General features: G+C 39.2%; 16 protein-coding genes. 11 read left to right on the top strand and 5 right to left on the bottom strand.

Annotated features, from left to right (window positions below):
* Positions 1–57 precede the first annotated feature (57 nt).
* Positions 58–663, top strand: a complete 606-nt coding sequence (locus CIK00_RS00295) for a riboflavin synthase subunit alpha (protein ID WP_101766942.1) — start codon at positions 58–60, stop codon at positions 661–663.
* A 5-nt stretch (positions 664–668) separates the two neighbouring features.
* On the opposite strand, the gene CIK00_RS00290 is transcribed toward CIK00_RS00295, so the two are convergent.
* Together CIK00_RS00290 and CIK00_RS00285 are read right to left on the bottom strand one after the other, a co-directional pair.
* Positions 669–872, bottom strand: coding sequence for a CPXCG motif-containing cysteine-rich protein (locus CIK00_RS00290; RefSeq protein ID WP_101766941.1), 204 nt, complete (start codon positions 870–872; stop codon positions 669–671).
* Between the two features lie 161 nt (positions 873–1,033).
* Complete coding sequence (locus CIK00_RS00285; protein WP_101766940.1) at positions 1,034–1,897, bottom strand: fructosamine kinase family protein; 864 nt, start codon at positions 1,895–1,897, stop codon at positions 1,034–1,036.
* 278 nt (positions 1,898–2,175) lie between these two features.
* Here CIK00_RS00285 and yqfB point away from each other — a divergent pair, with 278 nt between their 5' ends.
* The 5 genes from yqfB (at position 2,176) to rplT (ending at position 5,898) form a co-directional block, all read left to right on the top strand.
* A complete protein-coding gene (yqfB, locus tag CIK00_RS00280; RefSeq protein ID WP_101766939.1) occupies positions 2,176–2,502 on the top strand; it encodes a N(4)-acetylcytidine aminohydrolase in 327 nt (108 codons plus the stop codon).
* Positions 2,503–2,701: 199 nt separating this feature from the next.
* On the top strand, positions 2,702–4,633 hold the full coding sequence (gene thrS / locus CIK00_RS00275; RefSeq protein WP_101766938.1) for a threonine--tRNA ligase: 1,932 nt from the start codon (positions 2,702–2,704) through the stop codon (positions 4,631–4,633).
* A gap of 3 nt (positions 4,634–4,636) precedes the next feature.
* Positions 4,637–5,188, top strand: a complete 552-nt coding sequence (gene infC, locus CIK00_RS00270) for a translation initiation factor IF-3 (protein WP_080173286.1) — start codon at positions 4,637–4,639, stop codon at positions 5,186–5,188.
* A 101-nt stretch (positions 5,189–5,289) separates the two neighbouring features.
* A complete protein-coding gene (gene rpmI, locus CIK00_RS00265) occupies positions 5,290–5,484 on the top strand; it encodes a 50S ribosomal protein L35 (RefSeq protein WP_045036149.1) in 195 nt (64 codons plus the stop codon).
* Between the two features lie 60 nt (positions 5,485–5,544).
* Positions 5,545–5,898: a 50S ribosomal protein L20 gene (gene rplT, locus CIK00_RS00260; protein ID WP_036795101.1), complete on the top strand. Its 354-nt coding sequence runs from the start codon at positions 5,545–5,547 to the stop codon at positions 5,896–5,898.
* 72 nt (positions 5,899–5,970) lie between these two features.
* On the opposite strand, the gene CIK00_RS00255 is transcribed toward rplT, so the two are convergent.
* The 3 genes from CIK00_RS00255 to CIK00_RS00245 form a co-directional block, all read right to left on the bottom strand.
* Positions 5,971–6,453, bottom strand: a complete 483-nt coding sequence (locus CIK00_RS00255) for a GNAT family N-acetyltransferase (protein WP_101766937.1) — start codon at positions 6,451–6,453, stop codon at positions 5,971–5,973.
* 262 nt (positions 6,454–6,715) lie between these two features.
* Positions 6,716–6,967, bottom strand: a complete 252-nt coding sequence (locus CIK00_RS00250) for a phenylalanyl-tRNA synthetase subunit alpha (protein ID WP_101766936.1) — start codon at positions 6,965–6,967, stop codon at positions 6,716–6,718.
* Between the two features lie 181 nt (positions 6,968–7,148).
* Positions 7,149–7,418: a hypothetical protein gene (locus CIK00_RS00245; RefSeq protein WP_101766935.1), complete on the bottom strand. Its 270-nt coding sequence runs from the start codon at positions 7,416–7,418 to the stop codon at positions 7,149–7,151.
* A 295-nt stretch (positions 7,419–7,713) separates the two neighbouring features.
* On the opposite strand from CIK00_RS00245, the gene pheS reads away from it, so the two are divergent.
* From pheS to btuC, 5 genes are all read left to right on the top strand, one after another.
* Entirely contained in the window at positions 7,714–8,697 is a 984-nt protein-coding gene (pheS, locus tag CIK00_RS00240) for a phenylalanine--tRNA ligase subunit alpha (RefSeq protein WP_101766934.1), read from the top strand.
* 20 nt (positions 8,698–8,717) lie between these two features.
* The gene (gene pheT / locus CIK00_RS00235) at positions 8,718–11,117 is read left to right on the top strand and encodes a phenylalanine--tRNA ligase subunit beta (protein ID WP_101766933.1); all 2,400 of its coding nucleotides are present in this window, start codon (positions 8,718–8,720) and stop codon (positions 11,115–11,117) included.
* Positions 11,118–11,573: 456 nt separating this feature from the next.
* Positions 11,574–11,870 carry an integration host factor subunit alpha gene (gene ihfA / locus CIK00_RS00230; RefSeq protein WP_036795089.1) on the top strand — a complete coding sequence of 99 codons (297 nt, stop codon included), beginning with the start codon at positions 11,574–11,576 and terminating at the stop codon, positions 11,868–11,870.
* A 198-nt stretch (positions 11,871–12,068) separates the two neighbouring features.
* Positions 12,069–13,130, top strand: a complete 1,062-nt coding sequence (locus tag CIK00_RS00225) for a succinylglutamate desuccinylase (protein WP_101766932.1) — start codon at positions 12,069–12,071, stop codon at positions 13,128–13,130.
* Between the two features lie 99 nt (positions 13,131–13,229).
* Complete coding sequence (gene btuC, locus CIK00_RS00220) at positions 13,230–14,222, top strand: vitamin B12 ABC transporter permease BtuC (RefSeq protein WP_101766931.1); 993 nt, start codon at positions 13,230–13,232, stop codon at positions 14,220–14,222.
* Positions 14,223–14,235 lie beyond the last annotated feature (13 nt).

Raw genomic sequence — 14,235 nt, 5'->3', positions numbered from 1 at the left:
GAATAAATCAAGATATTAATAATAGATCAATTAAGTTAACTAGGCATAAGGATCGATATGTTTACTGGAATTATACAAGGCGTAGCACAAGTCATTAATATTGATAAAAAAGAGAATTTTCAAACGCATATCATTCGATTGCCAAATGAACTCATACAAGGATTAACACTAGGGGCGTCTGTAGCCCATAATGGTTGTTGTTTAACGGTAACTCATATTGAACAACAATTAGTTTCTTTTGATTTAATGCAAGAAACGTTGAATGTGACTAATTTAGGCCTGCTCAATGTTGGGGATTATGTCAATGTCGAACGGGCTGCTAAATTTGGTGATGAGATTGGCGGTCATGCAATGTCAGGCCATATTATGGCGACTGCTATTGTTTCGGCGGTGAATATTTCTGAGAATAATCATCAAGTGTGGTTTTCTGTGCCAACCCATTTGATGAAATATATTTTTGCGAAAGGTTACATTGGTATTGATGGTATCAGCTTAACGATTGGTGAAGTGAAAGACTGTTGCTTTAATGTCAATTTAATTCCTGAAACACTACAACGCACGAACCTTGAAAGTCGCATGATAAATGATGTTATTAATATTGAAATTGATCCACAAACACAAGCGATTGTTGATACTGTTGAGCGAGTAATGGCAACCAAATAATAATATTAAAAGATTTGTTCGTCATCAGCATCAACAAAGAGATTAATTGTCTTATGTAGTTCATCAACTTCCATGGTTAAATGAATCGGATTACAGCAAATAGAACAGTCATCATAGAACTCTTGACTGCCAGCACTCGCATCAAGAGGGATTTTTATAATGTGACCACAATGTGGACAACTGACATTTTGATTTGAATATTTGTGCATAACAGATCCTTAATACAGATATTAACGGTATCGTTTGATTTATTGTGCCGTATATTATTATTGATCCTAGTTGTTTGTTATCTATTTTGCGAATTTTGGTGAGAAGGACACCAACACTGAGTGGTGTTGGTGTCAGATAAAAAAATATACAATCGTTGTTACTATTCCAACATCAACTTAGCAATAATATGCTGCGCTTGGCCCATATATTCACCACCAAATAGATTACAATGGTTAAGTATATGATAAAGATTATACAGATCTTTGCGGTCTTGATATCCGTCATCTAAAGGATAGATTGACTGATAGCCGTCATAGAAACTAGCAGGAAACCCTCCAAATAATTCTGTCATTGCGATATCACATTCACGATCACCCCAATAGGTGGCAGGATCAAAAATGATAGGTCCGGATACTGTTAATGCGGTATTACCATGCCATAAGTCACCATGAAGTAATGAAGGTTTAGGCTGGTGATTGCTTAACCTTTGCGCGACATTAGCTGTTATTGTGTCAATGTCACCGAAATGAAGTCCTTTTTCTTCACAAAGTTGCAATTGCCATTCAATACGCTGCTCTGCAAAAAATTTATCCCAGCGTCGACGCCATTTATTAGGTTGGGGTGTTAAACCAATATAGTTATCAAAATCAAATCCGTATTCAACTTGTTCACCCCATAAATGAAGTTGTGCCAATTGTTGACCAAGTTTATAACCCGCATCGGCATCAATCGTTTTGGTGGGAAGATAATTTAAAATTAGGAAGGATTTGTCACGGCAAGTACCAAGATGAAAGTGTTGAGGAACCTGAACACAATCAGCTTCATTAAGAATACGTAAACTCTCAGCTTCGGTTTCAAAAACAGTGAGTTGATCTTTATCATTAAGCTTAATAAAAAAACGTTGTTCGCCATCGCCAACACAATAACATTGGTTTACATCACCGCCTTGAATAGCTTCACGTTCACTTATTTTGAACTGTCGACCAAGTACTTCTGACAATTGGTGAGAAATAGCCTGCCACATAGCATCCTCCACGCATTAAATTGGACTAGATAAAACTTGTCTATCAACATCTTAGTCCATTTCATTTAGATATATCTGTGAAGTCGCGGCTATTTTAATGAATAACAAAAGAAAAATACCTATCCTACTGAAAATAAAGAATATATTATTTCTATATTAAAAATAAATTCTTATTTATCTTGCTTGAATATTTCATTTTCTTTGTTATTGTTCGTTTACTTTTAAATATTTACAGTTACTCTATGCCGAAAATTTATTCGGTAATAAAGGACACCATAATGAGCACGACTATAATCCCGACGGAAATGACATTTTTCTCACGTTTTGAAAGTGATATTTTGTCAGGAAAGAAAACCATTACTATTCGTGATGAAGCGGAAAGCTATTATGTACCTGGTACGACGGTTGATGTCTCGACGTATGAAGAGGGACGCTGGTTTTGTCGTTTAAATATTTTAACCGTTGATCCGATTGCATTTAATGATCTTAATGAATTTCACGCTCAGCAAGAAAACATGACATTAGCTGAATTAAAAGCGGTGATTCACGATATTTATCCGGGTATTGAAAAATTGTATGTAGTGAATTACGCCTTAGTTAAATAGAAACCATAAAAAAATAGGGCGATCCTTTGCAATATCTTGTTACCGTTTGTATAGTGTCCCCCTGTTTTTACCTTAGTATGTAGCTCTGTGTTGCGGCATCAAAGTAAAAACATTTTTATTAATAGAAAGCTTCTCTAAAAGCTTTATTAACTCAACATGTGCTACTTGGTGTGTGGCACCACTGTTTAAGGATATTTAAATGCCAGTTATTACTCTTCCAGACGGTAGTCAACGTCAATTCGACGATGCTGTATCAACTATGGACGTTGCACTTTCAATTGGTCCTGGTCTTGCGAAAGCAACCATTGCAGGACGTGTCGATGGTGTTCGTGTTGACGCTTGTGATCTTATCGAAAATGATGCAAGCCTAGAAATCATTACTGTAAAAGATGATATTGATGGTCTTGAAATCGTTCGTCACTCATGTGCACACTTGCTAGGTCATGCAATTAAGCAATTGTACCCTGAAGCAAAAATGGCGATCGGTCCTACAATTGACAATGGTTTTTACTACGATATCGATCTAGAGCAATCTTTAACACAAGAAGATCTTGATGTTATTGAAAAGCGTATGCTTGCACTAGCAAAAACTAAATATCAAGTTGTGAAGAAAAACGTAAGCTGGCAAGAAGCGCGTGATGCGTTTGATGCACGTGGCGAAACGTATAAAATTGAAATCCTAGATGAAAACGTTGCACGTGACGATCGTCCTGGTTTATATCATCATGAAGAATACATTGACATGTGTCGTGGTCCTCACGTTCCACACATGGGTTTCTGTCAGAACTTCAAGCTATTAAGCGTTGCTGGTGCATACTGGCGCGGTAATAGTGATAACAAGATGCTGCAACGTATCTACGGTACTGCATTCCACGATAAGAAAGCACTGAAAGCGCATATAACGCGTCTAGAAGAAGCTGCAAAACGTGACCACCGTAAGATTGGTAAGCAACTTGATTTATTCCACATGCAGCAAGAAGCACCTGGTATGGTATTCTGGCATCACAACGGTTGGACTATCTTCCGTGAGCTAGAAGTATTTGTTCGTGAAAAACTGAATGAATATGATTACCAAGAAGTAAAAGGCCCATTAATGATGGACCGTGTGCTTTGGGAACGTTCTGGTCACTGGGATAAGTACGCTGAGGCAATGTTCACAACAAGTTCTGAGAACCGTGAATATGCAATTAAGCCAATGAACTGTCCTGGTCACGTACAGATATTTAACCAAGGTCTTAAGTCATACCGTGATTTACCATTACGTATGGCTGAGTTTGGTGCTTGTCACCGTAATGAGCCTTCAGGTTCACTTCACGGCATTATGCGTGTTCGTGGTTTTACCCAAGATGATGCGCATATTTTTTGTACAGAAGCACAAGTACAACAAGAAGTTACATCTTGCATCGAAATGGTGTATGATACATACAAGACATTTGGTTTTGATAACATTGTTGTTAAATTATCTACCCGTCCTGAAAAACGTGTGGGTTCTGATGCAATGTGGGACAAGGCTGAAGCCGATTTAGTTACCGCGCTTGAATCAATGGACATTCCATTTGACATTCAAGAAGGTGAGGGTGCATTCTACGGTCCTAAGATCGAGTTTACACTTCACGATTGTCTTGATCGCGCATGGCAGTGTGGTACAGTTCAGCTTGACTTCGCATTACCTGAGCGTTTAGGCGCTACATATGTAGGTGAAGACAACGAACGCCATACACCGGTTATGATTCACCGTGCAATTCTTGGTTCACTAGAGCGCTTCATCGGTATTCTTATCGAAGATTATGCAGGCTTCTTCCCAACATGGTTGGCGCCTCAACAAGCTGTAGTGATGAATATTACTGACTCTCAAGCAGAATATGTGCAAGAAATTGTAGAAAAATTGAAAAAAAGTGGAATTAGAGTCAATGCGGACTTGAGAAATGAGAAGATTGGCTTTAAAATCCGCGAACATACTTTGAAGCGAGTGCCTTTCATGCTCGTTTGTGGTGACAAAGAAGTCGAAGCAGGCGTAGTAGCAGTTCGTACTCGCAAGGGTAAAGATTTGGGTAAATTTAAGATTGATGAACTGATTGCATTTATGCAAGAAGAGATCAGCGATCGTAAGCTCAATGTTGTGGAGGAATAAGGTATTAAAGGCGGAAAAAGAACCCAGGCACCAGTTAAGCAAAACGCGCATCGTCTGAATGATGAAATTCGTGGCGTACGTGAAGTTCGTCTAACTGGCCTTGACGGCGAATCAGTCGGTGTTGTTTCTATTGAAGAAGCAATTAATGTTGCTCTTGATGCTGGTGTGGATCTAGTTGAAATTAGCCCTAATGCCGAGCCACCAGTCTGTCGCGTGATGGACTATGGTAAGTACTTGTTCGAAAAGAGCAAGGCTGCTAAAGAGCAAAAGAAAAATCAAAAACAAATCCAGATCAAGGAAGTTAAATTCCGACCTGGTACAGACGAAGGCGATTATCAGGTAAAACTACGCAACCTGACTCGCTTTTTAGAAGAGGGCAACAAGGGTAAAGTCACACTACGTTTCCGTGGTCGTGAAATGGCCCACCAAGGCATTGGTATTGAGCTTCTTAATCGTATTAAGGCTGAACTTGAAGAGATTGCTATCTGTGAAAGTTTCCCTAATCGAGTAGAAGGTCGTCAAATGACCATGATGCTTGCCCCAAAAAAGAAGTAATAACGGCATTCAAGTAGCTAAAAAGTGTTGCTTTTAGTAGCACTTTTTGTTCGCCCTATTACTATGATTATTAACTATCAACAATGCGGAGTTATCATCTCATGCCAAAGATGAAAACAAATCGTGGCGCAGCTAAGCGCTTCAAAAAAACAGCTGGTGGCTTTAAATTTAAGCACGCTACTAAGCGTCACATCCTGACTAAACGTACTACTAAGAACAAACGTCAGCTTCGTCCAAATGCAATCCTTCCTCGTTGTGAAGTGGCTGCAGTTGCTCGTATGCTTCCGTTCGCTTAATCGTTTGATCGTTTAATCGTTTTTAGTTTTATATTTTTTAATTTTAGTTAGGAGTCTCCTATGCCTCGCGTAAAACGTGGTGTACAAGCGCGTGCACGTCACAAGAAAGTTCTTAAACAAGCTAAAGGTTATTACGGAGCACGTTCACGTGTTTACCGTGTAGCTTTCCAGGCTGTTACTAAAGCTGGTCAATATGCTTACCGTGACCGTCGTCAGAAGAAACGTACTTTCCGTCAACTTTGGATTGCTCGTATCAATGCTGCGGCACGTCAAAATGGTATGTCTTACAGCCGTCTAATCAACGGTCTTAAGAAAGCGTCTATCGAAATCGATCGTAAGATCCTTTCTGATATCGCTGTATTTGACAAAGCTACTTTCACTGTTCTTGTGGAAAAGGCAAAAGCTGCACTGTAATTTATCAGTCTAGTTTATATTGAAAGGAGAGCCTCGGCTCTCCTTTTTTCGTTTATGAACATTATGTTTTTTCTAAAGTTTTTTTAACATCCAAACATCACAGCCACTATGTTGAGTTCCTGTTAATGGTTTTTTTAGGTGGGTAAATCCCAATCTTTCATATAAAGATACCGCAGAATGCATGCTAGCAAGGGTATCGAGATAACATTCTTCAAAGCCTTTGTCTTTGGCATATTCTAAACATTGCAGTGAGAGATTTTTTCCTAGTCCTAGCTGACGCCCATCAGGTAGCAGAAATAGTTTTTTTAATTCACACGTTGTTTTACTGTTATTGAAAGGGGCAATACCACATCCACCAACAAGCTTTCCATCGACTAACGCGATTAAATATAAACTACTGACACCATCGTGATAAAAACGGCTCATATTTAAAACTTCAGCATCTGATGGACCAAATCCTTCACCTACCGCTCCAAACTCCGCGCCGACTTGTTTGATTATTTTGCAGAGTTCTATATCAAAATTGGCAGTTATAGGTATTACTTTAATGTCCATGGTTTATTATTCCTGTAATTTAATTACTTATATGTATTTTTATTGATTTGAGTTTAATTTGTGCAATGAATTGTTTTAACATAGTTACATAAATTAGCAGTTGAATATTACGTCTAATTTTCAATATAAATAAATCACAACAAGGATGTTTGGTTAGTATATGGCTGTGGTATGGCTGGGTAAGGGAATTAAAGGCATAAAAAAACCAGTTATTCATACAGTAGAATGACTGGTTTTTAAAATAGAATCGATGGATTAACGATTATGTACGGGCATAACGTTGATTACGCTTTTTATTTGCGGTTGCGAGAGTTTTAAGTAAAAACGCTAGGAAAGTAACAAATAACGTATTGAAACCTATAAAGAACACAAGATTAATAAAATTGAAGCCATCTTCAGGAGCAATTGGCATTGCTGATGCAAGGTTATAGTTACCAAGTAACAGTAGGGCAGTACAAAGAATTGCTGCGATAGTTGATATTTTAGAGAGAGCGGCAAGATCTTGAGTATTCATTATGAAGTCCTAACATTGATTTTGATCATAACTTACACTGAAAAGAGTAATTTTAAAACAAAATTGATAAAAAACATCTGAAATGTAGGTGAGTTGGGTCGCATAACAAACTACATTTTTATATTTAATAATAACGTGGTTTGTTATGGTTTAAAAAAGGGATATTAAATGAAGATGATTATTAGTGTTGAGCTAAAAAAGTCTTCATTTGCTGTTGTGAATGTTTAAGTCCAACTAATAAATAAGCAAGAAATCCAACAAAGATAAAATTGAATCCAACATAGTAAATGAGATGGATATAATCAATGTGCATTTGATTACTTAAGTTGTCTTTCATTTCAACTGGCATACTTAAGAACATCCCATAATTACCGAGGATGACTAGCCCAAAGCAGAGTAGAGATGCAAACGTGCTCATTTTGATTAGGGCTGAAAAAGATTGGGTGTTCATGATAATTATTCCAAAATAAATATAGCTGAAATTTACTTTTTTTGGCTTGGTTTAGAAAGAGAGAAAAATGGAATATAGGAGTGCGAAATTTGTTTTATAGTTTACTGGAAATTACTTTTAGTGTACTGATAAAGCACAATTTCATATTTTAATAGCCAAAGACGTTTTTTTTTCGTCCAAACTTACTGTTTTATTACGATTCAATTTGGATTTAGACGCTGCTTTCTTTAATATGTATCATTATGCGATTTTATATCTCCCTTAAGGACGCCACCTGTGGGTGGATGAGGATACGATGCAACATCTAGACGAGATTATTGCCAACGCAACGGCAGCTATTAAGCAGGCTGATTCATCAGTCGCTTTGGACGAAGTTCGAGTTCAATTTTTAGGTAAGAAGGGTCATTTAACTCTTCAGCTACAAGCCCTAGGTAAATTACCACCAGAAGAACGCCGCACTGCGGGTCAAGAGATCAATAAAGCAAAGCAAGTAGTACAGACATTACTTGTTGAGCGTAAAGACAGTCTACAACGTGCAGAGCTTGAAGCTAAGCTTGCCGCTGAAACTGTTGATGTTTCTTTACCGGGTCGCCGTATTGAAAATGGTGGTCTACATCCAGTGACTCGTACCATTGAGCGTATTGAAAGTTTCTTTGGTGAGCTTGGTTTTACAACTGAAGCGGGTCCTGAAATTGAAGATGCTTTCCACAACTTCGATGCATTGAACATTGCAGAAGATCACCCTGCACGAACTGATCACGATACGTTCTTCTTTAACCCAGATCTAATGCTACGTACGCATACTTCTGGTGTTCAGATCCGTACCATGGAACACGGTCAACCGCCTTTCCGCTTTATTGCGCCTGGTCGTGTTTATCGTAATGATTACGATCAAACTCACACACCAATGTTCCACCAAGTGGAAGGTATGTTAGTTGATGAAAATGTAAACTTTGCCCAGTTGAAAGGTATTCTTCACGATTTCCTTTGTAATTTCTTTGAAGAAGAAGTTGAAGTACGTTTCCGTCCTTCATTCTTCCCATTCACAGAGCCTTCTGCTGAAGTTGACGTTAAAGGTAAGAACGGTAAGTGGTTAGAGGTTTTGGGCTGCGGTATGGTTCACCCTAATGTACTTCGTTCAGTTAACATCGATCCTGAAAAATATTCAGGCTTTGCATTTGGTATGGGCGTTGAACGTCTTACAATGCTTCGTTACGGCGTTAATGATTTACGTGCGTTCTTTGAGAACGACTTACGTTTCCTAAAACAGTTCAAGTAAGCACTAGGGGCTAGAAATCTATGAAATTCTCTGAATCTTGGCTACGCGAGTGGGTTAGTCCTGCAGTAAACAGCGAAGAACTAGCTCACCAAATCACAATGGCTGGTTTGGAAGTTGACGGTATTGAAGCCGTTGCTGGTGAGTTCACAGGCGTTAAAGTCGGTCAGGTTGTTGAGTGTGCACCACACCCAGACGCTGACAAACTACGCGTAACAAAAGTTGATGTTGGTGCTGAAGAGCTACTAGATATCGTTTGTGGCGCGTCAAACTGCCGTCAAGGTATCAAAGTTGCAGTTGCGACTGTTGGTGCTGTTCTTCCTGGTAATTTTAAAATCAAGAAGGCAAAATTACGCGGTCAACCTTCTCACGGTATGCTTTGTTCATTTACTGAACTAGGTATCGATATTGAGTCTGATGGCATCATGGAATTAACGGCAGATGCAGTATTAGGTACTGATTTCCGTGAATTCTTAGGTCTTAACGATGTGACTATCGATGTTGACCTAACCGCTAACCGTGCCGATTGCTTAAGTATTGCTGGTCTTGCACGTGAAGTGGGTGTACTTAATCGCGCTGAAGTGATTGAGCCTCAGTTTGATATCGTGGAGCCAACAGCGGCTGATACAATGTCAATTGACGTTAAAGTACCTGCTGCATGTCCACGTTACCTTGGCCGTATCGTTCGTAATGTTAATGCGCAAGCTGAAACACCATTATGGATGCAAGAAAAACTACGCCGTTGTGGTACTCGTTCAATCGATGCAATCGTAGATATCACTAATTACGTATTGCTTGAAATGGGTCAGCCAATGCACGCTTTCGATCTTGCTAAGATTGATGGTGGCATTATTGTTCGTATGGCAGAGCAGGGCGAAAAGCTTACTCTTCTTGACGGCAATGAAGCAGAATTAAACAGTAACACACTGGTTATTGCTGATAATACCCAAGCGCTTGCAATTGCAGGTATCTTTGGTGGTCAATTCTCTGGTGTTAACGCTGAGACTAAAGATGTATTGCTTGAGTGTGCATTCTTTGCACCAGACGCGATCCGTGGTCGTGCTCGTAGCTATGGTCTACACACAGATTCTTCACACCGCTTTGAGCGTGGTGTTGATGCAACACTACAAATGAAAGCAATGGAGCGTGCAACTGCACTTATTGTTGAAATTTGTGGTGGTGAAGTTGCGCCAATCGTTGAAGCTGAATCAGAGGCTGATTTACCAAAAGCGGCAACAATTGAACTACGTCGCTCTAAACTTGATCGTCTATTAGGTCATGCTATTGCTTCTGATGTAGTGGTAGAAATCCTAACGCGTCTTGGCTGTGATGTTGAAACAACAGATGCTGGCTGGAAAGCAACCGCACCTGCATGGCGTTTTGACATGGCAATTGAAGAAGATTTAGTGGAAGAAGTGGGTCGTATTTTCGGCTACAACAATATCCCTAATCAATCGCCAGTTGCAGCGCTAAGCATGAACTTACACAAAGAAGCGAATTTACCGCTGAAACGTGTACGTAACTTGTTAGTTGATCGTGGTTTCCAAGAAGCAATCACATACAGTTTTGTTGAGCCTGAACAACAAAAACTGATTGTGCCTGATATTGAGCCATTGGTTCTGCCTTTCCCTATCTCTGCAGATATGTCGGCAATGCGTTTAAGCTTATGGACTGGCCTACTAAACACAGTAGTGTTCAACCAGAAGCGCCAACAGCCACGTGTGCGTTTATTTGAAGCTGGCTTACGTTTTGTACCTGAGCAAACTGCTGAAAACGGTATGCGTCAAGATATGATGCTTGCGGGCGTTATTGCTGGCACACGTAGTGATGAGCATTGGGACATTGAAACTAACACTGTTGATTTCTTTGATCTTAAAGGTGATTTAGAAGCGGTTCTTGAGCTAACAGCAAAAGATAGCTACAGCTTTAAAGCGGCTAAGCACCCAGCACTTCATCCTGGTCAAACAGCTGCGATTGTTGTTGATGCTGGTCTTGAAACTGAGCGTCAAGTTGGCTTTATTGGTACGGTTCACCCTGAGCTTGAGCGTAAGTTTGGTCTTAATGGCCGTACTATTGCGTTTGAAGTTGAGTGGGATGCTATTAATAAGCGTGACTTACCTGAAGCGGTAGCATTGTCTAAGTTCCCTGCTAACCGTCGCGATATTGCGGTTGTAGTTAATGATGATGTTGCAGCGAATGATATTATTGCTGCATGTCGTGATAATGGCGGCGAGCTATTAAAAGCAGTTAATCTATTTGATGTTTACACTGGTAAAGGTGTTGACGATGGTCAGAAGAGTCTTGCAATTACGCTAACATTGCAATCAACTGAGCGTACATTAGAAGAAGCTGATATTGCAGCAGCAGTAGACGGTATTGTTAAGGTATTGGCTGAAAAATTTGATGCATCACTTCGTGATTAAAAAAGCATCATAATTAAATTTAAGTCTTTGTTTTCGAAAAGCAGCCTTTAGAGGCTGCTTTTTTTTGATCTAGATCTAAAAAATAATAACAGCTTGATAAATAGTTATATTTTCTATTTTAGTGTTATTAATTAGAATATTTGACTGTATATCATTGATTTTTTAGTGATTTAATACTGGTTGATGCAAGAGCAAGATCAACTAGATGCATTGATATAGCAATATTTAGCTATCAAAATGGTGTTATTTGACATGAAGTTAACGTAAAAAAGTTGGCGAAAATCAGCGAGTTGGCTTAGACTGAGTCTAGTTAACAGTGAGAGGGATAATATAGTCCCGTAGTTTTTGAAGTTTAAAATTACATCTCTAATTAACATATACCTTATTCACAGTGGCATACTTTTTATTAATAGGTATGAACACTATTTATTCAACATAGTCTTGAGGGAGTTATCTATGGCGCTCACAAAAGCCGATTTGGCTGAGAACCTGTTTGAAAATGTTGGATTAAGCAAACGGGACGCCAAGGATACGGTGGAAGTCTTCTTTGAAGAAGTTAGGAAGGCTCTAGAAAATGGTGAGCAAGTTAAATTATCAGGTTTTGGTAATTTTGATTTGCGAGATAAAAATGAGAGACCTGGAAGAAATCCTAAAACGGGAGAAGATATTCCTATCTCTGCACGTCGTGTCGTTACATTCCGTCCTGGTCAGAAGCTTAAGGCTCGAGTTGAAAGTTTAGAAGTTAATAAATAAATCTTTCACGAGTTTGCTGATCCACACTGAAACCCAAGTAAATGTATTTTTACTTGGGTTTTTTATTATCTTATTTTTATGATTGTGCTGACTTTGCCGCTATATTTTAAAATAGAGACGATATTATTTCTTATAATTAGGATGACATAAGAGTAAATACTGAGGGTTTATTAAAATAATGAACAAGGAGGTTATAATATGACATTAATTGAGCAGATAAAGCGAGGACGTTTTCTTGAGGCCACCTGTGATTTCTCACAACCATTTATAACGGGTGAATGGGTATTAGACTCTGGTTTACATTGCCAGCTTTTATATCGAGGTGTGTTACAAATCACGCCAAGAGAATTATCTGGTGACGCAAAAGATATTATATTGTCTTCAGGGATCCATGGTGATGAGACTTCACCAATAGAATTGATTCAGCAAGTAGCATCAGATATTGTTCTTGGACATATTCAACCCATACATCGTTTATTATTAATTATTGCTCATCCTGAAGCGATTAATTGCCAACAACGATTTATGACTGAAAATATGAATCGGTTGTTCCAAGTGAGAAATTCTGAGCGAAATGATGAATGCTGTATTGCTAATGCATTACAATTGGCAATTAACAGCTTCTATGGTGCCTCTATTGCTATTAAGCCTGAACGGTGGCACCTCGATTTGCATTGTGCTATTCGTCCTTCTCGGCACGATACCTTTGCTATTAGTCCTTATTCTGATAAACCGACACGCAGTAATAAATTATTTAGCTTTATTCATCATGCTAAATTAGATGCAGTATTACTTTCTAATAAACCGTCACCCACATTTGCTTGGTATAGTGCTGAATATCATGGTGCACAAACACTCACTGTCGAACTCGGACGTGTGGGTAAAATGGGTCATAACGATTTTACTTTATTAGCGCCATTTAGAGATGCGATGGTGCAATTAATTACGGATGTCGCTTTACCGATTATTTGGACCAGTGAGGTTGAGGTATATCAAGTTAGCCGTACTATTACTAAACAACAGCCTGAATTTTATTTTACCTTTAATGACGATGTTGCCAATTTTACTTTTTTTGCCGAAGGTGATGAATTTGCCGTGGATGGCCGTCAAACGTATAGCGCCAGTGTTGGTGGCGAGGCGGTTGTTTTCCCTAATCCACATGTCATTATTGGGCAACGAGCAGCGTTAATGGTAAAAAAAGCCAATTTGATCTTTGATGAGCAAGTGCGAGTTTGTGATATTACTAACGCATCATATTGATAACTATCTTTAATGCTTAACTTTTTTCCATGTTTGTTTGCATTATAATAACGGCAATGTATTGTGTTTGGTTTTACTCTTTGGGTGTAATAAATAGTGATGTTGTTAAATGAATTATTATACCGACAGCAACGACGGTGGCGTACTTGCTTAATCGTCTCATCGTTATTATTGGTTGCTATTTGTGTGTTTGCTGTTGCCGTTGGTGAGATTTGGATTTTACCTTGGGCTCCGAATGGCGCACTTGAACAACAATTATTATTACAATTACGCATACCACGCGTATTAGCAGCCTTAATTGTTGGCGCGGCATTGGCAAGTTCAGGGGCGGTATTACAAGTATTGTTGGGTAATCCATTAGCAGAACCTGGTGTGTTAGGTATTTCAGGCGGTGCGAGCCTCGCTGTGGTGTTGTTATTGTTTTTTGTTCCTATTACACCGACGCCTTTTATTACCATGATAGCGGCGATGGCTGGCGCGTTATTGTTTACTCTTATTTTAGTCGGATTTTCTCGGCGCCAAAAAGTCTCTATGGCACGATTATTATTAATTGGTGTTGCGCTTGGTATTTTATCGGGGGCAGTAGTGACATGGGCATTTTATTTCAGTGATGATTTAAGTATGCGCCAATTGATGTATTGGTTGATGGGCAGTGTCGGTGGCGTGAGTTGGGAGCAATTGTCACTCTTATTTGTGATTGTGCCCGTATTGATTGTGCTTTGTCTGCAAGGTAAATCACTGGATGTGATGATGCTGGGTGATGTGGCAGCGCGTCAATTAGGGGTCGACGTTAGGCGTATTCGATGGTTGTTGATTTTGATGATCTCGCTATTGGTTGGCTGTTCGGTGGCACTCGCTGGGGTGATTGGGTTTGTTGGCTTAGTTGTCCCGCACTTATTACGGTTACAGTTTGGTACTGAAAATCGATATTTACTGCCTCTTTCTGCTATTTGTGGCGGAATATTATTAGTATTAGCTGACACCTTATCGCGGGTTTTATTAGCAGATGCTGACTTGCCTATTGGTGTTGTGACAACGTCATTGGGCGCTCCCGTGTTTATTTGGATGCTTATGCGTTCGCAGTTGGATTAAATAAAATAATGGC

Source organism: Photobacterium carnosum (genome assembly GCF_002849605.1).
Classification (GTDB): Bacteria; Pseudomonadota; Gammaproteobacteria; order Enterobacterales; family Vibrionaceae; genus Photobacterium; species Photobacterium carnosum.
This window is presented reverse-complemented; position numbering and strand designations above follow the sequence as displayed.

Excerpts from the sequence above, each read along its gene's own strand:
- CIK00_RS00295 (WP_101766942.1), top strand. The coding sequence starts at position 58 with ATGTTTACTGGAATTATACAAGGCGTAGCACAAGTCATTAATATTGAT.
- CIK00_RS00290 (WP_101766941.1), bottom strand. The coding sequence starts at position 872 with ATGCACAAATATTCAAATCAAAATGTCAGTTGTCCACATTGTGGTCAC.
- CIK00_RS00285 (WP_101766940.1), bottom strand. The coding sequence starts at position 1,897 with ATGTGGCAGGCTATTTCTCACCAATTGTCAGAAGTACTTGGTCGACAG.
- yqfB (WP_101766939.1), top strand. The coding sequence starts at position 2,176 with ATGAGCACGACTATAATCCCGACGGAAATGACATTTTTCTCACGTTTT.
- thrS (WP_101766938.1), top strand. The coding sequence starts at position 2,702 with ATGCCAGTTATTACTCTTCCAGACGGTAGTCAACGTCAATTCGACGAT.
- rpmI (WP_045036149.1), top strand. The coding sequence starts at position 5,290 with ATGCCAAAGATGAAAACAAATCGTGGCGCAGCTAAGCGCTTCAAAAAA.
- rplT (WP_036795101.1), top strand. The coding sequence starts at position 5,545 with ATGCCTCGCGTAAAACGTGGTGTACAAGCGCGTGCACGTCACAAGAAA.
- CIK00_RS00255 (WP_101766937.1), bottom strand. The coding sequence starts at position 6,453 with ATGGACATTAAAGTAATACCTATAACTGCCAATTTTGATATAGAACTC.
- CIK00_RS00250 (WP_101766936.1), bottom strand. The coding sequence starts at position 6,967 with ATGAATACTCAAGATCTTGCCGCTCTCTCTAAAATATCAACTATCGCA.
- CIK00_RS00245 (WP_101766935.1), bottom strand. The coding sequence starts at position 7,418 with ATGAACACCCAATCTTTTTCAGCCCTAATCAAAATGAGCACGTTTGCA.
- pheS (WP_101766934.1), top strand. The coding sequence starts at position 7,714 with ATGCAACATCTAGACGAGATTATTGCCAACGCAACGGCAGCTATTAAG.
- pheT (WP_101766933.1), top strand. The coding sequence starts at position 8,718 with ATGAAATTCTCTGAATCTTGGCTACGCGAGTGGGTTAGTCCTGCAGTA.
- ihfA (WP_036795089.1), top strand. The coding sequence starts at position 11,574 with ATGGCGCTCACAAAAGCCGATTTGGCTGAGAACCTGTTTGAAAATGTT.
- CIK00_RS00225 (WP_101766932.1), top strand. The coding sequence starts at position 12,069 with ATGACATTAATTGAGCAGATAAAGCGAGGACGTTTTCTTGAGGCCACC.
- btuC (WP_101766931.1), top strand. The coding sequence starts at position 13,230 with ATGTTGTTAAATGAATTATTATACCGACAGCAACGACGGTGGCGTACT.